11 protein-coding genes are annotated in these 20,098 nt (G+C 66.2%); 3 read left to right on the forward strand and 8 right to left on the reverse strand.

The genetic code is table 11. The annotated features are described in order from the left end of the window. Positions 1–58: 58 nt before the first annotated feature. The 7 genes from H6A16_RS02650 to H6A16_RS02680 form a co-directional block, all read right to left on the reverse strand. Entirely contained in the window at positions 59–1,498 is a 1,440-nt protein-coding gene (locus H6A16_RS02650) for a hypothetical protein (protein WP_204615882.1), read from the reverse strand. Positions 1,499–1,522: 24 nt separating this feature from the next. After that, a complete protein-coding gene (locus H6A16_RS10715; protein ID WP_239458149.1) occupies positions 1,523–3,652 on the reverse strand; it encodes a YecA family protein in 2,130 nt (709 codons plus the stop codon). 383 nt (positions 3,653–4,035) lie between these two features. Beyond that, positions 4,036–7,842 (reverse strand): DNA polymerase III subunit alpha, encoded by a 3,807-nt coding sequence (gene dnaE, locus H6A16_RS02660; protein WP_204615884.1) that lies wholly within the window; start codon positions 7,840–7,842, stop codon positions 4,036–4,038. A gap of 206 nt (positions 7,843–8,048) precedes the next feature. Next, on the reverse strand, positions 8,049–11,750 hold the full coding sequence (locus tag H6A16_RS02665) for a UvrD-helicase domain-containing protein (protein ID WP_204615886.1): 3,702 nt from the start codon (positions 11,748–11,750) through the stop codon (positions 8,049–8,051). Positions 11,751–11,755: 5 nt separating this feature from the next. Beyond that, a complete protein-coding gene (locus H6A16_RS02670; protein WP_204615888.1) occupies positions 11,756–14,749 on the reverse strand; it encodes a PD-(D/E)XK nuclease family protein in 2,994 nt (997 codons plus the stop codon). A 202-nt stretch (positions 14,750–14,951) separates the two neighbouring features. Continuing rightward, positions 14,952–15,263: a YerC/YecD family TrpR-related protein gene (locus H6A16_RS02675; protein ID WP_204615890.1), complete on the reverse strand. Its 312-nt coding sequence runs from the start codon at positions 15,261–15,263 to the stop codon at positions 14,952–14,954. 188 nt (positions 15,264–15,451) lie between these two features. After that, positions 15,452–16,516 carry an FAD:protein FMN transferase gene (locus H6A16_RS02680; RefSeq protein ID WP_204615892.1) on the reverse strand — a complete coding sequence of 355 codons (1,065 nt, stop codon included), beginning with the start codon at positions 16,514–16,516 and terminating at the stop codon, positions 15,452–15,454. Positions 16,517–16,630: 114 nt separating this feature from the next. Here H6A16_RS02680 and H6A16_RS02685 point away from each other — a divergent pair, with 114 nt between their 5' ends. Further along, positions 16,631–17,002 carry a phage holin family protein gene (locus H6A16_RS02685; RefSeq protein WP_204615893.1) on the forward strand — a complete coding sequence of 124 codons (372 nt, stop codon included), beginning with the start codon at positions 16,631–16,633 and terminating at the stop codon, positions 17,000–17,002. Positions 17,003–17,084: 82 nt separating this feature from the next. Here the strand turns inward: H6A16_RS02685 and H6A16_RS02690 are convergent, their stop codons facing one another. After that, complete coding sequence (locus H6A16_RS02690) at positions 17,085–17,525, reverse strand: RrF2 family transcriptional regulator (RefSeq protein WP_204615894.1); 441 nt, start codon at positions 17,523–17,525, stop codon at positions 17,085–17,087. 247 nt (positions 17,526–17,772) lie between these two features. On the opposite strand from H6A16_RS02690, the gene cysK reads away from it, so the two are divergent. Both cysK and mnmA read left to right on the forward strand, forming a co-directional pair. Beyond that, positions 17,773–18,708, forward strand: a complete 936-nt coding sequence (gene cysK, locus H6A16_RS02695; RefSeq protein WP_204615895.1) for a cysteine synthase A — start codon at positions 17,773–17,775, stop codon at positions 18,706–18,708. Positions 18,709–18,831: 123 nt separating this feature from the next. After that, on the forward strand, positions 18,832–19,968 hold the full coding sequence (mnmA, locus tag H6A16_RS02700) for a tRNA 2-thiouridine(34) synthase MnmA (RefSeq protein WP_204615896.1): 1,137 nt from the start codon (positions 18,832–18,834) through the stop codon (positions 19,966–19,968). The last annotated feature ends 130 nt before the right edge of the window (positions 19,969–20,098 follow it).

Genomic DNA, 20,098 nt, shown 5'->3' on the forward strand with positions numbered 1-20,098 from the left:
TCGGGAAGCCGGGCGTTTTCGCAACAGAGGGGCGAGACGAGCCCATTCGGTCACGCTCCTATGCAGCATCCTGCTCGTCCACGCCGAATGTCGCACGGCGCCGCCGCTGCTGTACCGCGCGGATCGACAGACCGCCGTAACGCCAGTTGGGCAGCGCGCATTCCAGGTCGACCAGCAGATCGAGAAGCTCCTTGGGGTCAAACGTATGCGAGAACAGGCCCCAGCTGCGCGCCAGCTCGATCATATAGAACGGATCGGGCGAGCGGTTCCTGAGCAGGATAAGCTTGTCGATCTTGTCATCTGCATATCGATACTCATCCACGAAGTAGTAATCCCCGCGGCCGGGAATGTGTTCATCGAGCCAGGCGCGCAACGCCAGCGCCTCGGGACGCGTGCGCTCCCACTCGAGCGGGCTGCAATGGGCGAGCTGCTTGTCGATGGCGTCGACGCAGCTCACGCTCATCTCCTGGCGCTCCCTAATAATCCTGCACACCAGCCGGTCACGGCCATCGCGCTCGACCGCACGGATATAGCGCCCCGCGCCGCCGTATCCGGTGTCGCGCTCCCATGGGATGCCTCCCTGGTAGGAATAGCGGTTCAGCAGCTGTTCGCGCCTGCCATCAGCCACAACGTCCACGCGATCCTCATTCAGCCAGCTTCCCAGCAGGTACTCGTCCCGTGAGCGCTCGCTGGGCTTCCACGTGGTCCAAGACGATGCGCGGACCCCATACCGATTGCGCTCGTCAAGGCGCAAGGCGGCTCTGACCTCCTCCATGGTCGGTTCGAAACCGAAAAGCTTCTTGCAGCAGGGGGCCACCTCCGCAAGCGGCGCCACGCCGCAGAACGTCCGCAGGGCATCGGCGGCGCGCGGGATCTGCCACCTGCGGTTGCGCAGCATTCCAATGTGCTCCAAATCGATCTTCTCCGCAGCGGAGCGTATCTCATGCGGCATCACGCCGTACGACTCTTTTCCGGTGCTGAACAACCAGGTGAGCGGCTCGAGCGAATAGAACGCCTCGTCATCTTCCCGTCTCAAGACAAGCACTGGTCCATCATGCTCGAGCATGCGCAGAAAACCTGCGAATTCCCCATCCGAGCAGGCAAGAAGCTCATCCTCCATCGCCTCCGGGAGCTTGTCGACATGCTGCACTATCGCGTCAATCAACGTCAGCTTGCGCTTGTTCGGAAGGCGTCCGATCCCCATGCCCCGAATGAATTCGCTGAGCTGCGCCACCGTGCACCGACGCAGGCAGTCGGCGAAGTCACCGGTGGGAACTGCCTGCGTCCCCCTGAAACCCGATCTCGCATACCTGTCGTAATCGAATAGCCCCTCGCTCATCGTGTCGTATCGACGTTCCGAACACCCCGCGGCGCGCAACGCCTGCTCGCGCTCCTCGCCGGAAAGACCCGCGAGCTTGCCGCGATGGACCCCGCGGGGCATGCCTCCGTCCTGCCCGCCCTGCTCGACCGTCTTGCGTCCCGTTACCTTCGTGTTCATGATCAGCCCCTTTCGTCGAGCCTGTTACCTGCCGCAGCACTTCTTGTATTTCTTACCGCTGCCACATGGACAGGGGTCGTTACGGCCGACCTTCGCCTCGCTGCCGTCGGGATTGAGGAAGATGCGACGCCTCTCGTTGTGCTCGCGCACAGCCAGCGGCGTCCACCCGTTGAGAGCCCAGTTGGGCAGCGTGTTCGCCAGCGCGGCGATGCGGCCGCCAAGCGCATGGCGATCGCTCGTGAGCTCAAAGAGGCCCATATCCGTGGCGACATCCAGCATCAGGTTCACGTTCGGCGAGGCGCGACGCAGGCAGAGCAGGTGCTGCAGGGCCTCGTCGGCAAAGGTAAAATCGTCGGCATCATCCGGTACATGGGCATCAAGCCATGCGCGCAGGTTCAGCGCCCGCGGGCTCGCTGCCTCCCAGATGCCGACATCGATCGTTGCGAGCTGCGGGTCGATCGGACACGGACCGAGATCCTTGTATGTCTCGTGCAGATCGATCAGGGCGCGGATGTTTCCATCGCATTGGATGAGAGCGCGCTTGAACAGCTTGTTGTTCTTCTTGATGTCGATCTTGTCGAAGTCGATCTTGCTGAAGTCGATCGCGTCGTCGGATTCGCCATACAGCGCGTCTGCGGGGTCCGCGCCCGAGTCCTCGAGGGATTGGATCATGACCTCAAGCGATGCGCGCCTGTCGCTCAGCAGGAAATGGACCACGTACCGGGGCTCGTCATCATCGCCCTCCCAAAGTTCGAGCTGCGATGCCTCGCTCGGCGAGCGCTCCGACCGCTCGAGCACGTCGCGCACCTCGTCGACCGAACTTGCGTATCCGTAGAACTCCTCGACGCGCGCGCAGACGTCTTCGAGGGGCACGACACCGCAGAATTCACAGAGCACCCGAGCGACATGGGCGATATCGCGCGCCCGCCGGCGCCGCTGCGCGATATCCGCCATATCGAATGCGGCATACGCTTCGCGCAGCTCATCGGGAACAAGAGCGGTATAGGTCCCCTTATGGAGAAAAACCTGCGTATAGGGGTACCAAAACTCCAAGTCGCGATGCTCGTCCAGCTCCTCGGCAGAAAACGTATACGAAGCCTGCGGCGCTTCGAGCAGCTGCTGGAATGTCGCGAAGCACGCATCGCTGCATACGAGGGCAAACTCCTCGAGGCCCTGCTTGTCCTTGACCATGGCGCGGGCCACCTTGCGCGCGAGCTTGGATTTCTTCATGTCCTCCGGATGATCGATGTCCCACATGAAGGCCTCGCGCTCAAGAACATCCCGACTGCTCAGCGCCATCGAGTCCTCGAGCGAGGTGACGGGAGCGCACGCCTCAACATGCCAGATGTCCTGCAGCGCATCGACGGCAGACGAGGGTCCTTCAGCCCCGCTGAGCGCCCTTGCGGCAGCCTCGGCGTCGGCAGCCTGCTCGATCATCCGCGAACGCTCCTGCTCCGAAAGCCCGGCGAGCACGCCGCGATGCACACCTTCGGGCAGGTCCTCGGCGCCACCGAGCTCGATACGCTCGTGCTCGACCTCGCGCTCCATCTCCTCGATCTCGATCTGGCGCAGGTGGGAGCGCTCCTCCTCCGCCACCGCGATGAACTCCTTCGCTGTGCCGATAACCGGCTTTCCCGACATCGCCGCCACCTCGGCCTCGCACGCCCGGCTCACGACGCCGGTGTTTGTCACCTCCTCGTAGACACCGATGGTGGTATCAAAGGTCACGACGCCCTCGAACGGCAAGAGCGTGATGTAGACGGCCTTGGGTACGTCGTCGTCGATCAGCTCCCGCCATGTCGGACCCGGCCCGCACACGGCGATGATCGCCTCATCGAGCGAGATGAGCGCGCGGCCCTGTTCGTCGAAGCCGACCAGAATTTGCGGGCCGGACAAGCGGTGCTTCCAGCTGCGCACCTCTTTGAGATCCGTCTGCTTCAAGTCGAACGGATTGGCCTCGATGAAATCGTCGATGATCTCGGGCACATCCCAGATAACCTGAAGAATCTGCTGGTTCGCCTCCGGTGAGATAAACCCCTCTTCGAGGTCGAACAGGTTCTTATCGGTCACGATGTGGCGCGTCTCGTTCGCATAGACGACCAGTGCGGCAAGGATGGCGCCGAACCGATCGGACTGCTCTTTCGTCAGGTGCATGGCGGTTCCCTTCGTCGACATGTTTTACACCAAATGCACCATACCATACGCTGTGTTATATATTCAGTTTATTTTTCTTAGGTAAGATGTCGGTTAGATAGCGCGACGTATGTTGTCAGTGCGAATCGCACGGCGGCATCCCGTCGAACGGAGTCGCCATCCTTCGCGTGGACAATCTGCCCAGATATGTACTTTTCTGACGGTCACCAGAACGCTCGGCTGCCGAAATCCACCCTTCGGAAAGGCTTGAGTACGACAAAACGAGGCCTTTTCTGCCTCGAAACATAGCAAAGCCCCGGCTGGACAACCTGCTCAGAGTACATATCTGGTCAGATTGTCCAGCCGGGGCATTTCCAGGTAGATAAAGAACACCCTACGACGCGCTATACGACGGTCACGCGCCCGCGATTGCCCACGATTCCCTTCACCTCGGCGAGCAGCGGGATGCTGCGCGCGTTCACCCTCGTGGGAATCTCGGCGCGCATGGTCTGGCCGTCGCCCTGCTCGATGAAAAGCTCCACGCGGTCGCCGCCGGGATTCGTCGCCAGCACGGTTGCCAGGCGCGCCATGTTGCCCTGAGAGAAGCGCGAACTCGGCACCATGATCTCGAACACCTTCGGGCGGTTGTTTTCCTCCGAAAGCTCGAGCGGCAAGATCTCCTGCGCGATGATCTGGTCGCCGCGGTCGCTTCGCTCCAGCTTGCCGCGCACGCGGATGAACGCATCGGACAGCACCGCGCCCGTCTCGGGGTCGGTCTCGCCGTACAGGTAGCCCTCGCACTCCTTGTACGTCTTGGGGAACACCACAACCGTGGCCTCCCCTTCCATGTCCTCCAGGCGCACGATGGCCATGGGGTCGCCGTTCTTGGTCACGCGCTTGGACACCTCGGCAACCATGCCGGCAAACCAGAACGGCTTGCCCTCGGGGATCTCCTGGTTGATCGTGCCCTCGCCCGCCGGGTTGGCGATCTCGAAGCCCGTGTCGATCTGCGACAGCGAGTACTCGCGCGCCTTGGCGAGCGCGTACTCGAACGGGCGCAGCGGGTGGTCGGACACGTAGATGCCCAGAACGTCGCGCTCGGCGGAAAGCTTCATGTGGCGGTCCCACTCCTGGCCGTCAGGCTCGGGCACCACGACCTCGAAGCCGGAGCCCTCGACATCGCCGAACACGTCGAACAGCGACGTCTGACCGGCGGCGCGATCCTTCTGGCGCTTAGCGGCGGCATCGATGATGTTCTCCGGGTTGTTCTTGTCCACGAAGTGCATGAGCTGGCGGCGCGGGTAGCCGGTGGAGTCGAAGGCGCCTGCCTTGATGAGAGCCTCGATCACGCGACGGTTGGCCTGACTGCCGTCCACGCGGTCCACGAAATCGTGCAGGTTCTTGAAGGTGCCGCCGCGCTCTCGCTCGGCGATGATCGCGTCGGCCACGCCCTCGCCCACGCCGCGGATACCGGCCAGACCGAAGCGCACGCCCTCGGCCGTCGCCGTGAACTCGCGACCCGACTCGTTCACATCAGGCGGCAGCACGGGGATGCCGTCGTGGCGGCACGCCGAGACGTAGTGCACGATCTTCTCGGTCTTGCCGGTATACGAGGTCAGAACGGCCGCCATGTACTCGTGCGGGTAGTGCGCCTTCAGCCATGCGGTCTGCATGACGAGGATGGCATAGCCCGCGGAGTGCGATTTGTTGAACGCGTAGGACGCGAACTCCAGAACATCGTCCCAGATCTTCTGCGCCGTCTCGCGCTTGTAGCCGTTTTTCTCCGCGCCGTTCATCCAGTGGTCGTAGATGGTCTCGTCCTCGCCGTCCGACCAGTTGAAGACCTGCTCGGTCAGCATCTTGATCTTCTTCTTGGCCACGGGCTTACGGATGCGCGAGTCGGATTCGCCCTTGGAGAAGCCGCACATCTCGACCGAGATGAGCATAACCTGCTCCTGGTAGACCATGGTGCCGTAGGTCTCGCCCAGGATGTCATCCAGGCGCGGGTCGTAGGAGACAGCAGGCTCCTTGCCGTTCATGCGGTTGATGTAGCTGGACACCATGCCCGCGCCCAGAGGGCCCGGGCGATACAGAGCGATCAGAGCGACCACGTGCTTGTACTCGGTGGGCTTCATGTTCTTGATGGTCGCCGTCATGCCGGCGGACTCGATCTGGAACACGCCCGCCGTATGGCCGGCCTGCATCAGCTTGAAGATCTCGGGATCGTCGAACGGGATGGCGTCCACGTCGATGTCGATGCCGAAGTTCTTCTTGATGTTGGCCTTGGCCTTCGAGATAACCGTGAGCGTGCGCAGGCCCAAAAAGTCCATCTTGAGCAGACCCATGTCCGCTACGGTATGGCCTTCGTACTGGGTGATCTCCACGCCGCCCTTGGTGTCGAGCTTCGTGGGCACATGCTCGTTCACCGGGTCGCGGCAGATGAGGACGGCGCAGGCGTGCACACCCTCGCCGCGCGTGAGACCTTCGATGGCGAGCGCCGAATCGATGATGCGGCGGGCGTCGTCGTCCTTCTGGTAGGCCTCAGCGAAATCCGGGTTGTACAGGTCCTCCTTGCCCTCGACGCGCGTGAGCACCTGCTTGAGCTTGACGGAGGGGTCGGACGAGATCATCTTCGACAGGCGCTGGCCGATGTAGACCGGGTAGTCCAGCACGCGCGCAGCGTCGTTGATGGCCTGCTTGGCCTTGATGGTCGAGTACGTGATGACGTGGGTAACCTTCTCGGGGCCGTAGAGCTGGCGAACGTGCTCCACGACCTCGAGGCGCCGCTCATCGTCGAAGTCCATGTCGATATCGGGCATCTCCGAGCGTTCCGGGGATAGGAACCTCTCGAACATGAGACCGTTCGACAACGGGTCAAAGGTGGTGATGTCCATGGCGTAGGCGACGAGTGCGCCCGCGGCCGAACCACGGCCCGGGCCGACGCCGATGCCGTGCTGCTTGGCCCAGCGCACGTACTCGGCCACGATGAGGAAGTACGCGGCGAAGCCCTTGTCGCAGATGACCTTGTACTCGAACTCGAAGCGCTCGCGGATGGAGTTGCCGTCGATCTCGCGCGTACGCCAATCGGGGCCGTAGCGCTTGGCGAGGCCCTCCTCGCACTCGCGGCGGAACTGGCTCTCGTGCGTCTCGCCGGGGTCGAGCAACGGGTAGCGGGGCAGGATGATCTTTCCCCACTCGAGCTCGACATCGCACTTATCGGCGATCTCGACCGTGTTGTCGCAGGCCTCCGGACAGTACGGGAACAGCGCACGCATCTCGTCCTCGGTCTTCATGTAGAACTCCGAGCCCTGCATGCGCATGCGGTTCGGGTCGTCGACCTTGGAGTTCATGCCGATGCACATCATGATGTCCTGCACCGGCGCGTCGTCGCGCGTGAGGTAGTGGAAGTCGTTCGTGGCGATGACCTTGACGCCCACCTGATGGGCGATGTCGATAAGTTGACGATCGAGCTGCTCGTCGGTGAGACCGGAGTCGGTCGTGATGCCGTGCTCCTGAATCTCGATGTAGAAATTGCCGGGCTCGAACAGGTCGCGGAACGTCTCGGCCCACTGGATGGCGGTGTCGATCTCTCCGCGGTCGATGCACTTGGGAATGATACCGGCGATGCACGCCGAGCTGGCGATCAGGCCCTCGCGGTGACGGCGCAGGTTATCGAGGGTCACGCGCGGCTTGTAGTAGAAGCCCTGCACGGCGGCCTCGGAGACCGTCTGCATGAGGTTGATGTAGCCCGTCTCGTTGCGAGCGAAGAGCACCATGTGGTAGAGCTCGGGCTTGCGGTCGCGCGCGAGGGTATCGTCCGGGGTGAAGTAGACCTCGCAGCCGAAGATCGGCTTGATGACGAGCGGCGGCTTGGTGGCGTCGAGGTTGCCGGAGCGCTCCCACTCCTCCATATCCTTCTGGAACTGCGCGTAGCCGCGCGGGTTCTTCTCGGGATCGGGCTGCTCGAGCTCGTCGCGGCGGCCCTTGGAAAGGAACGACTTGTCGTGACTCCACACCTTGTACTCGGGCGTGCCGTGGTTCACGGCGTCGCAGGCCAGACCCAGCTCGGGGACGCCGTACATGTAGCCGTGGTCGGTAATGGCAACAGCGGGCATGCCCAGTTCGACTGCGCGGTTGACCATATCGGAGATACGGGTCGCGCCGTCGAGCATGGAGTACTCGGTATGGTTGTGCAGGTGGACGAACGCCATAGCTGATGTGCTCCTCATATGCGTGTTGTTAGCCAGCAAGCATTGTACCGCAGGGCGCAGACACGCCCCGGCACCCCACACAAGCGACAGGTTGGGGCCAGGTCCAATCTTGTCGGCGCGGCATAGTTCGATGAAGCTTCCAGATCTAGTCTCGCTGCGCCGACAAGATTGGACCTGGCCCCAACCTGTCGCAACCTGTCGGAACCTTAGAGGCTGTAGGAGACCACCTGCGGCTCGCTGGGGCTGGCCGGGTCGGGAATCTCGACGCGCACAAAGCGCAGCTCGACGTGCGAGAATCCAGCGCGGTGGAGAACATCCGCGTACACGCGCGCCTGCAGCTCATGCTTGCGCTGCAGGTCGTCGGCGCTCTCAGCCGGGCTGCCGCCCGTCTTGTAGTCGATGACAAGCGCCTCGCCCGGGCGAGCCGGATCGGTCGCGAGGGCGTCGATCGCGCCCTCGACGTAGGCGCCGGACGCGGCGCGGATCTGTTCGTCATCCGCCGCCGGTGCGAAGAACGGCACCTCGGCGCGCACGTCGCCCCAATCCATGAGCTCCGCGCGAGCGGCCGAGCCCTCCCAGCGCGCGAGCGCCTCGTCGAGCCGCGCGCGCTGCGCGGGCGTCACGCCCCACTGACGCGCCAGGGCGTCGACGCGCGCAGCGGGGACCGCGGCGGCACCCGTCTCGATCAGCCACTGACCCGCGGCATGAAAAGCGGAGCCGAGGGCGGTCGGATCGCCGGATGCGACCTCGCCGTCTCCCTCGCCCGCACGCACGCCACCGGCATCGTCATCGGCGCGCTCGGCAACCTCGTCTTCCGTCGCGGCATCGCGCGCGGCCATGACCTCGAGCACCACGGGGGCAGCCGATGCCGACTCAACCGCGGGACCGCCTTCGAGCTCGGCTGCGCCCAACCCCTCCTGCGCGGCATCGATCGCATCTTGGGGCGCTGCCCCACCTGAGGCGGCGCGGTCCTCCACCTCGGCATGGCGCTCGGCGGAAAGCGAGGTGTAGCTGTACGACGATCGGGGCGCCCGCGCGTCGGGGACGATCCGGCACGACGCATCGGCCGGATACACGAGCGTGAAACTGTCGGGAGCCTCCTCCGCAGGCTCGGCATCAGCGTCCGGCGAATCCTCCATTGCGGCGTCATCCTCCTCGACCTCGACATTCGCCGTGTACGGAAGCTCGCGGTACATGAAGTCCCTCAGCGCGATGAGCTCGAAATCCCCCGCCCGCGCGTTATCGAACGCAAGGCGGTCGACATCGAGTCTCGCGCCCTCATCGGGCAAGATCCGCTCGAGCACCGCGCGCGTGAGGTCGTGCTCCTCATCGAAGCCGAGCTCGGGAACCTTGCCGGTGCCCACGCGGCCGTCCATGGCGAGGATCAGCACCTCGCGCGCACGCGTCATGGCCACATACAACAGGCGCGCCCGCTCCTCGAGCTCGCGCTGCTCGGACTCCTGCTTCATGGACACGAAGGCCTCCGCAGCGGAACCCGTCGCGCAGACCTCGTCGAACGCCTCGGGCGTAAGCCATTTCGTATAGAGGTAGCGGAAGCGCTTCTCCACATCGGCCTCGGAGACGGGCGTGCCGTCGACGCGCACCGTACCGGCGAAACGCGCAGGCAGCACCGCGGCCTCCACCGCGCTGGGCACGCGGCGGGTCTGCATGCGGTCGCTGTTGCGCTTGATGGCAAAGCACTCCGCCACCGCCACCACGGGGAATTCAAGGCCCTTCGATGCGTGAACCGTCATGATGCGAACGGCCTTGCCGCCCTCTTCGTTCAGGGCTCCCGGCGCCTGCTTGGCGGCAAGGGCCGCGTCGAAGGCAAGCGCGCAGGCGCGCGGCGCGCGACCGCAATCGGCTTCGGCCTCCGCAAGGATATCGAGCGCCTTGAGCACGTTGGCAGCCACGGCGCGTCCCTCGGGGCCGCGCTCTGCCAGACGCACGAGCCAGCCCGATGCGCGCACCGCCTCGCGCGCGATATCGGCCACGCCGTCGCGGCCCACGCGCGCGAAGGCGCGCCGCAGCACCTGGCGGGCGCGCGCAAGCAGAGGCAGGTCCTCGAGGTCCGGAGCGTCGTCGTCGGCCATGATGCCGGCATCGGCGTTGCGGCGGCGCGTCTCGCCCGTCTGGGCGTCGAAGGCCGTGCAGAGCGCCAGAAACTCCTGGGCACCGAAGGCGAACATGGGTGATGCGAGCAACGGTACGAGGCCCTGGGCGGTGTCGGCGGGGTTGGCAAGCGCGCACACGAGGGCGCGCACCGTTGCCACCTCGGGCGTGGACGAGAACACCGAACCACCCGAGATCACACAGTCGAGGCCCTCGGCACGCATGGCCTCGGCGTAGATGCCCGAAAACGTCATGGCGCCGAGCAGCACCACCATGTCGCCCACCGGTTGACCGGCATCGGCGAGTTCGCGGAACCGACGCGCCACGGCGGCAGCCTTGGCGCGGGCGCGCTCCTCGGAGGTGCCGCCCGCCACGAGCAGCGCCTGACGACGCGACGCCGGTGCCACAAGGGCATCCTTCCGCTCGTCGTGGGGCACGAGATCGAGAAAGCCCCGCATGAGACCGCCCTGCTCGCCATCGAAGATGCGCGCCACGTACTGCAGGATCTCCGCATGGCTGCGGAAGTTCTTCACCAGGCGCACGATGCGGCCGCCATCGGTCGCATCGCCAGCGGCGTCGGTCTCCTGCCCGCCCGCGGCGATGCTCTCCTCCTGTCGACGAAACACCTCCACCTCCGCGCCTCGGAAGCGGTAGATGGACTGCTGCGCATCGCCCACCGTGCACAGGCGCCGTCCGCCATCGGTCAGAAAGCCGATGAGGTCGACCTGCTGCTGGTCGGTGTCCTGGAACTCGTCGATCATCACCAGGCGGAAGCGGTCGGCGTACGCCGCGCGAATGCCCTCGTGGTCGCGCAGGGCCTCATGCGCCAGGCGCAAGAGATCGTTGTTATCGAGCAGCGACGCCTCTCGCTTGAGCGCGCGGTATTCGTCCTCCACGGCGCGCGCGAGGCCCATGAGGGCCTCGAGCACCGGGGCGCCTGCGGCAAGGTAGGCGTTCACGAAGGTGTCGGCAACATCGGCGCGCAGAAGCGCGATTTGCTCCTTGGGCAACGCCTTGCTCGGCCGAGGAATCTCACACGACATCATGCAGGCCGTGAGGTCGGCCACGGTGCGCTCGCTCGCCAGGTACGCATCGATGGCCTCGAGCGCCGCGCGGCCGATCTCAACCGCGCGGCCGCTCGCGTCCAGGCAGGCGCGATAGGCGTCGGCCAGGCTCTCCACATGGTCGTCGCCCCGCGCGAGGTCCACGCCGTCCATACCGTCGGGCAGGCTGCAAGCGAGCTCGAGCAGGCGGCGCACGAGCCCCTGGGCGCTCGTGCCGGCCTCGCGCCCCGAGGGGCTTATCTCGCCGCGCAGCGGAAACCACGCCATGAGCGCCCCAAGCGCACGGGCGCCTGCGGACGATTCGTCGGCTTCCGCGCAGGCGACCACGCGATCGACGGCCAGGCCGATGAGCTCCTCGGTGTCCTCGGCTATGCCGAACTCGGGATCGAGGCCGAGCTCGAGCGCATGCGCCCGCAGGATGCGCGCGCACATGCCGTGGATCGTGGAGATCCACGCGTCATCGACGGCAAGCGCCTCGTCGTCCATCCCCTCGGCGATGAGCGCCGCACGGACGCGCTCGCGGATCTCGGCCGCGGCATCCTTGGTGAACGTGATGGCGAGCACCTGGTCCAGGTGGTCCATGAACGGACCCGACTCGGGCGAAAGCGCCCAGAGGATACGCCGCGTCAGCGTGAAGGTCTTGCCCGAGCCGGCGCCCGCCGACACGAAGAGCGGCCGGTCGAGCGTCGTCACGATCTCGCGCTGCTGGGGCATGAGCGTTGACAGGTCCATGTCGTTTACGCATCCCTTCTGGTGAATCCGAGCGGATGGTTGTGCACGCAGCTCGTGCGGGGTGTCTCCGCGGCGGCGATGCACCCCGCCGAAAGCTCGTCCAGGCGCTCGGCGATACCCGCCTCCACGCGGTCGAGCAGGCCCTCGAAGTCCATCGTGCCGCCTGCCTCGGCAGCCGGAAAGCCATCGCGCAGGCCCGGCACGCGGCCGTCGCCCGGCTCGACCTCGGCGAGTTCGGCCGAGACGGCGCCGCGCATGGCAACCCTGCCCTTCGTGGAGAAATACAGCGCGCCGCGCACGTCGAGCCTGAGCGTGCGCCGCAGCGCCTGAGCATAGATGAGCGACTGGGTGTGCTCAGGAAGCCAGCGGGGGTCATCGGCCGGCACCTCACCCGTCTTCGCATTGGGTACGGTGGGATCCTTCAGGCGATAGGGCGCGGCATCGGAGCGGTGTTTGTAGTCGATCACGACGGCGCGGCCCTCGGCGTCCACGTCGACGCGGTCGATGCGCCCGCCAAGCGGCCAGCCCGCATAGCACGCGCCCAGACCGTTGAACGAGTACTCGAGATACGCCGGGGCGAACGGCGCGAGCGCAGCCGCCTCGTAGCGCACGACCTTCTCGAGCTGCGGCAGGATATCGTCCACCTGGCGCCGCTCGGTTGCCGACAGCGGCACGAGCGCAGCCGAGCTCGCGGTCTTGCCGCGCTCGTGCTCGGCGCGCACCTCTTCGAAGACCAGCCGCAGCTCGGCGAGCGAACGCGAAAGGTTCTCGGACGTCACGCGGCGCATGTCGAGCTCGATAAGCCGCTCGTGAAAACGATCCATGACGTCGTGGACGAAATTGCCCTTCTCCATGTTGGAGAAGCCCGCATCGATGGTGTTCGGGCGCACGCGATACGACATGAACCAGCACAGCGGGCAGTCCGCATAGCTCTCGATCTGCGAGGCGGAAAGCTGGCGGGGCACGAGCGCCCCGCTCTCGTCCAGGGCGCGCGGCACCAAGTAAGCGGTCGCCTTGTCGCCAAGGCTTTGCGGAGGCAGGCACGCCACGCGCTCGCAACGTGCGGCGCCCGGGCCCGCCGGGTCGAAATCGCCCTCGATATCGCCCTCGCCGACCTGACGGGGCTCGGGCGCATCCTCACCGGCGGCGGCGCGCAGCTCGGTCCAGATTGCCGCAGGATAGCGGTCCTTTGCCTGGCGATCGTGCGTCACGCGAGCAAGCGTCGCCGCCCGGGGCGCGGCGAGCGCGCGCACAGCGAGGTCGCGCAGGCGCGCCGCGGGCTCCAGCTCGCAGGCAGGGCAGCCGAGCGCGTCGGCGAGCGCGGGCACCGGCCCCTCCTCGTGCGAGAGCGGATAGCCCGCCACGTCGACATCGGCCATGAGCAGCACGTCGATCTCGCCCGGCTCGAGCAGGGCGGCGTCCGCGAGCGTCATGAACGCGGCAGCAGGAGCCGACCCGTCCGCCTCCTCCCCAGCAGCGCGCGAGCGACAGCGCACGGTGGCGCAAAGCCCCTCGAGCGCCGAGACCGCCACGGCCTGGCTCACGCCCAGGCGGCGCGCGTCGTCCATGAGCATCTCGATGGCGCGCTCGGCGATTGTGCGCTCGGCAGCCTGGCGCACCTCGCCATCAGCCGATCCGAAGGCGGACGCGGGCAGCGCGACCACGGCAGCGAGCATCGATTTCAGCGCGGACACAGGGCGGTCCTGCATGAGGAACTGCACGACGTCGCTGCACACGACGGGAACCCGCTTGAAGGGGGCGTCCGCAGCGGCCTTGCGGCGCTGCGCGGCGGCACGCGACTGCACGCTTTGCACCTCGCGCAGCACGCCCTCGACGCCGAGGGCACGGCCGGAGCGGACCTTCTTGTCGAAAGCCCGCGCATAGCCGGCATCCACCCCCGATATGGGGGCATACAGCCAATCGGTGAGCTCAGGGGCAGGCCACCACTCGGTATCGTTCACCGTGCCCTCCTGAGCGGCGCGCATGCGGCGCACGAGGTCGGAAAGCGCCAGAAACTGCCTGCCCACAAGGGTGTCCTCGAAGCGCACATACCGTGTCGCACGACAGCGGACGCCGCGGGCGGAAAGATACGGGGCAAGCCCGTCGAACAGCTCGGCGGGACGGGGTGTCGCCACCACCGCGCGGACGGGCCCGCCGCCCTCGGAGCAGACATCCCCCATCAGGCGAACGAGCTCATCGGCATAGGCGCGCAACCGGGCATGCGGCCCACCCACCTCCAAAAACGACGGAGCGCAGGCGGCGAAGGCGGGTGCCGCCTCCTCCAGAACTTCGCTTGTGCAGGCGCACCCTTCGTCGGCGAACACCTTCGCAAGCGCATCCGCCTGAGCGCCCTGGTGGGCGCGGAGCAGCACGGCGACGTCGCCCGCCTTGGCCACGAAGGCAAGAAGCTGCACGAGATAGCGCGGCAGGGTCGTCACATCGCGCACGATCACGCAGCGCGCGCAGGCGACCGGCCCACGTTCCAGCTCGGCGGCCACCAGCTCGGCAGCGGCGCTCGCCTCGACGAGGCCGCGGTCCTCGAGAGCACGTCCGTAAGCGGCAAGAAGCGCTGCCACGACGGACCACGAATCCCCCTCGGGATAGGGCGCCCCATCCGCCACGGCATAGGGAAGCAGGTCGCGCGCCATGCGCGACAGCATGCGCACCGTGCCGGGGTTGTCGCGCAGCGGCGCGAGCTCATCGGCAGACCTGTCCGCCACGACCGACGCCATGATGAGCTGCCGCTCGAGCGCGCTGCATATCGCCCGGCCATCCCCGAGCAGCTGCGCGAGCCCCTCGATCCACGCGGCGGGCGTGGCCACGTCGACCCCCACCGGCATCCCGGCATCAGCCAGATGCGCACGGCAGCGATCGCGCTCGGCGAGGTTCGGCACAAGCAGCGTGCAGCGCCCGAAGCGGGCAATGCCCTCCGCGATAAGCCGGACCTCCCCCGCCGTGAGGCTCGCACCCGATTGCGTGTTCACGATTCGAAGCGCCATGTTCGCACTCGCCCTCCCTCGTCCGGACGCTTTACATCCTACACGCCCGCGCGGACATAGAAACACCGGGGCACCGCGCAAAGGACAACCGCGGGCGCCCGAAGCCCTGACAGCAGAAAGGGGCGGACCCGTCGCCGTGGGGCCGTGCCCGCGCACGACCCCACGGCGGACATGGCCCGCCCCGGTCGCATGATAGACGCGCCTACGCGCGCCCGTTCTCCTGATCTTCGAGCTTGATGAGCACATGGCGATAGCCGCCGTGCTCGCCGTTCAGCGCCTTAGACACGCGGCTCACCGTAGTGGACGATGCTCCCGTGCGCGCCTGGACCTCAACATAGGGCTCGCCCTCGTCCAGATAGCGCGCGACCTGCAGGCGCTGCGCGAAATCACAGATCTCGCGCGGGGTGCACAGGTCGGTCAAAAAGGCGCGAACGTCATCCGCGTTCTCCAGCAGCAAGAAGGAGCGCACGAGCTGGTCGACGTCTCCGCGCTCGAACATCCTCTCGATATTCACCAGGCACCACCAAATCCGCTCTATAGCTCAACCTTTGATACCGAATTAACCGGCGCACTGCCACGTATTATTCAACACGCCGGCAATGTGCGCGACGGGAGCAGTGTATCACACCATCTCGCTAAAGTGCCGCGGCTCCCCTCAGCGGCACGGCATCTTCGCGAGTGGGACACGTCCCGCGCAATCGCCTACCAGCGCGGCAGGGTCGGCACGAGCGACAGGCGGTCTTCGAGCCCCGAGGTCCAGCTGACGTTGTCGTCGCGATCTATGATAATCGCCTCCACGCCGTCGATGCCCTCGATAAAGGAGGTGCCGCGCTCGGCGCCCAGCATGAGCGCCGTCGTGGAATAGCCGTCGCAATCGATCGAACGCGGTGCCACGATGGTCGCCGAGACGGCATCCGTTTTGGCCGGCATGCCCGTCGATGGGTCTAAGATGTGATGGTAGGTCACGCCCCCACGCGTGAAGCAGCGCTCATGCAGGCCGCTCGTAACCACCGATCCGTCCGCGAGCGCAACGATGGCACGGCTGTGCTCCGGATCGCGCGGATTCACCACGCCGATGCTCCATGGGGTGCCGGCGTGCGGCCTGCCGTGCGCCGGGTCCGCCGGCCTGCCGCCGCGCACGAGCACGTTGCCACCCAGGTTGATGACGAACCGCTCGATGCCGCGTTCCCCAAAAAGCCGCGCGAGGTCATCGGCGATATAGCCCTTGGCCACACCGCCGAGGTCGAGGATGGCCTCGGGGTCCGCGATGGCGAGCGTCGGCTCGCCCGAGGCGTCGCACCCCAGGCAGACGTTCCGGTACCCGACGTGCGGCAGCGCGCGTGCAAGCGCGAGGGCGCTCGGCACCGTGCCCGTATGAAAATCCCACAGCGACGTCACCGTGCCCATGGTGATGTCAAACAGCCCGCCGCTGCGCTCGCAGTAGCCAAACGCAAGCTCGACGAGCTCCGCGGTCCGGGGGTCCACCGGCACGGGGTCGGGCGAGGCCGCATGCGCACGCGCGATGTCGGAATCGGGCCGGGTGCGCGAGAAGGCGTACTCGAACTCCAGGCAGCGGACACGGCAGGCATCGAGCGCCGCGTCGAGCGCGCCCGCGCATGCCAGATCCGTTATGTCCTGCCCGTCCGCAGGGTAAGCATGCATATGGACGTCGGTGTTGAAGATGAAAAACGAGATGACGCGCGAGCCGTCGACCCCCGCATGCGGAGTCGCGGTGTGCGGATCGCCATACCGGTAGTTCTGCTGCAACGGATCGCCTTTCTGTGGAAGAATCTCAACACAGCATCATACCGCCGCCGGACGCTCGCCCGCGCCGCGCGGCGGGCCGACAGGACCCTCCCCCGCACGAAAGGCGGTCAACCCATGCAATTCATCCTCAAATGGCTGCTCACGTCCATCGCCATCTCCATCGCGGCGTTCCTCGTGCCCGGCATCGAGCCGTACGGGCCCGCCGACCCGTGGGTCTGCTTCGCGTTCGCCGGGCTGTTCCTCGGCCTCGTGAACGCGCTCCTCAAGCCGTTTCTCACCATCATCTCGCTGCCGGTCACGCTGCTCACGCTGGGCGTCTTCCAGCTGGTGATCAACAGCTTCATGCTCACGCTTGCAAGCTGGCTGTCGGTGAACCTGCTGGGCGTGGGCATCGCCATCTCGGGCTTCGGGCCGGCGTTTTTCGGCGCAATCGTGGTGAGCATCATGTGCACGATCCTGAACGGCGTGACGGCAGACGCCCAGTAACGCAAAGCGCCGCGCGTCGCTTCTGCGGCGCGCGGCTGCATTCCAGCCCCGCTGACAGGGCGTGCGCATCTGATCGTTGCGGCTATTCCGCTGACCGCTCGATGTCTTTCAGACCATGGGGCGCGCTGGCGAGGTCCGCCACGCTCACGCCATCGAGGTAGGTCGAGATCATCTCGTCAAGCTTCATCCACATGCGGATGGTCGAGCAACCGTCGACGTGTTCGCAACCGACGCGGTCGCCGTCGAGACACGATACCGGCGATAGGCTTCCCTCGGTGAGGCGCAGGATCTCGCCGACGGAGTATTCCTCCGCCGGGCGCGTGAGACGGTAGCCGCCGCCCTTGCCGCGCATGCCGGACAGCATGTTGTTCCTCACGAGAGTGGACAGAATGTTCTCGAGATACTTCTCGGAAACATGCTGGCGCTCAGCGATCTCCTTCAGCGGAATGCGACCATCCGCCTGATGCTCAGCAAGATCGACCATGACGCGAAGCGCATAGCGCCCCTTTGTAGAAACCAGCATGGCCATCTCCCCCTTCCAGACGTCCGCGGATTCAGAATACCAAAAGAATCTCGCAGGATGCGGCTCATATCCCTTGGAAATACCGAGGGGTGGATAAATCATACATTTCATAGCGGGATGTGATATATCCGGCACCCTTTGGAGCCGGCTGCGATGTTAATTCACGTGCACGCGACGATCGGGCGCGCGCACGCTCCCTACAATGGGTAGCAAAAGCATCAAGACGCATACCGCCAAGGAGGTACCCATGGGCACCGTGTACACATCCGTCGACCAGCTTATCGGCCGCACGCCGCTGCTGGAGCTCACCGGCATCGAACGCAAGCTCGGCCTCACGGCGCGCGTCGTCGCCAAGCTGGAGCTGTTCAACCCCGCCGGCTCGGTTAAGGACCGCGTCGCCCGCCAGATGCTCGACGACGCGGAGGCCGCGGGTACCATCCGTCCGCACGCGGGCTGCACCATTATCGAGCCCACGAGCGGCAACACCGGCGTGGGCCTCGCCGCGCTTGCGGCGGCCCGCGGCTATCGGCTGATCATCACCATGCCGGATTCCATGAGTCCCGAGCGCCGCAAGCTCATGGAGGGCTACGGAGCCGAGGTCGTGCTCACGCCGGGCGCCGAGGGCATGGCGGGCGCCATCGCGCGTGCGGAGCAGATTGCCGAGGAGATCCCCGGCAGCATCATCGCGGGGCAGTTCACCAACCCCTCGAACCCCGCCGCGCACGTGGCGACGACCGGCCCGGAGATCTGGGAGGATACCGACGGCAAGGTGGACATCTTCGTCGCAGGCGCCGGCACGGGCGGCACTGTGACGGGCGTCGGTCGGTTCCTCAAGGACAAGAAGCCCGAGGTGCGCGTCGTGGCCGTCGAGCCCGCCAGCTCGCCCGTGCTCTCCGAGGGACGCGCCGGCGCCCACGGCATCCAGGGCATCGGCGCGGGATTCGTACCTGAAGTGCTCGACACCACCGTGTACGACGAGGTCCTGCCCATCGCCGACGAGGACGCGCTCGCATGCGCCCGCATGATAGCGCGCACCGAGGGGGTACTCGTGGGCATCTCGTCGGGCGCTGCCGCCTGGGCTGCCATCGAGCTGGCACGCAAGGCGGAAAACGCAGGCAAGACCATCGTCGTGCTGCTTCCCGATACCGGCGAGCGCTATCTGTCGACGGCGCTGTTCGCATAAGGGCGGTCGGGCCGACACCACGCGTTTTTCGCGGCACCTCGGGCGGCGGCTTCGGGCGGTGCGCCTCGCGCTACAATAGCGAGCTGCACCGCGTTTCGAGCAAGCGAGCAGGAAAGGAGCCTCATGCCGAGCAAAGGCCGCGTACTTGTTGCCATGAGCGGCGGCGTCGACTCAAGCGTCACCGCGTTTCTGCTCAAGCAGCAGGGCTATGAGTGCGTCGGCGCCACGATGCTTCTGCACGACGGCGGCGCATGCGCCGACGGCCCCGGCGCATGCGGCTCGTCCCGCGATGCCGACGACGCCGCGAGCGTTGCCCGGAGCCTGGGATTCCCCCACCGCGTGATCGACCTGCGCGAGGTGTTTGCGCGTGAGGTTATCGACAAATTCGTGCGCACCTACGAGGACGGCCGAACCCCCAACCCGTGCATCGACTGCAACCGCTACCTCAAGTTCGGCTCGCTGCTCGCCTATGCGCTCGAACAGGACTGCGATTACGTGGCGACGGGCCACTACGCGCGCATCGGCAGGAAAGTCGTAGCGGATGGCTCGCCGGACGCCTGGACCCTCGGAAAGGGTGTCGACTCCGCCAAGGACCAAAGCTATGTGCTCTACTCGCTCACCCAAAAGCGACTGGCGCACGTGCTGCTGCCCCTAGGCGGCCTGACCAAGGACCGTGACGTTCGCCGCATCGCCGCCGAGCAGGGCTTCTCGAGCGCGAACAAGCCCGACAGCCAGGGCATATGCTTCGTGCCGAACAACGACTTCGCCACCTACATCGAGCGCCGCGAGGGGCGGGCGCTGCCTGCGGGGGACATCCTCAACACGGGGGGAGAGGTCATCGGGCGCCATACGGGAGCGCTTCGCTACACCATCGGCCAGCGCAAGGGACTGGGCGTCGCCGCGGCGCACCCGCTCTACGTCTGCAGCATCGACGTGCGCGAGAACACCGTGACGCTCGGCGACGTGGACGACCTCATGGCATCTGCCCTTGTGGCCGATGATTGGATCTGGAGCGCACCCGCAGCCGAGATGGAGGGCGCCGTGCGCGCCGCCGGCCCGGATGGCCTGCCCGTGGCCGCCAAGATCCGCTACCACCAGCCCGACCAGATGGCCCGCGCGCGCTTCGTGGATCCCTCCCGCGGTTCCGTCGGAGGCGTGCGCCTGGATTTCGAGGAGCCCCAGCGCGGCATCGCCCCCGGCCAGGCGGTTGTCATCTATAGCGGCGACATCGTGCTTGGCGGAGGCACCGTCCGCCGGTAATCGAGCCCATACGAAGCCCGTGCGCCATCCCGACACGACCCGCTGGATGCTTTCGCGGGTTTTGTACCAGGGCGCGTCTGCGGATGGTCCGCTGACCCCGCTCTTCCCCTGCTGACATGGCCGGATTGTC

The organism is Collinsella tanakaei, assembly GCF_016900375.1.
Taxonomy (GTDB): domain Bacteria; phylum Actinomycetota; class Coriobacteriia; order Coriobacteriales; family Coriobacteriaceae; genus Collinsella.

Excerpts from the sequence above, each read along its gene's own strand:
- H6A16_RS10715 (WP_239458149.1), bottom strand. The coding sequence starts at position 3,652 with ATGCACCTGACGAAAGAGCAGTCCGATCGGTTCGGCGCCATCCTTGCC.
- dnaE (WP_204615884.1), bottom strand. The coding sequence starts at position 7,842 with ATGGCGTTCGTCCACCTGCACAACCATACCGAGTACTCCATGCTCGAC.
- H6A16_RS02670 (WP_204615888.1), bottom strand. The coding sequence starts at position 14,749 with ATGGCGCTTCGAATCGTGAACACGCAATCGGGTGCGAGCCTCACGGCG.
- mnmA (WP_204615896.1), top strand. The coding sequence starts at position 18,832 with ATGCCGAGCAAAGGCCGCGTACTTGTTGCCATGAGCGGCGGCGTCGAC.
- H6A16_RS02685 (WP_204615893.1), top strand. The coding sequence starts at position 16,631 with ATGCAATTCATCCTCAAATGGCTGCTCACGTCCATCGCCATCTCCATC.
- H6A16_RS02690 (WP_204615894.1), bottom strand. The coding sequence starts at position 17,525 with ATGCTGGTTTCTACAAAGGGGCGCTATGCGCTTCGCGTCATGGTCGAT.
- cysK (WP_204615895.1), top strand. The coding sequence starts at position 17,773 with ATGGGCACCGTGTACACATCCGTCGACCAGCTTATCGGCCGCACGCCG.
- H6A16_RS02665 (WP_204615886.1), bottom strand. The coding sequence starts at position 11,750 with ATGGACCTGTCAACGCTCATGCCCCAGCAGCGCGAGATCGTGACGACG.
- H6A16_RS02650 (WP_204615882.1), bottom strand. The coding sequence starts at position 1,498 with ATGAACACGAAGGTAACGGGACGCAAGACGGTCGAGCAGGGCGGGCAG.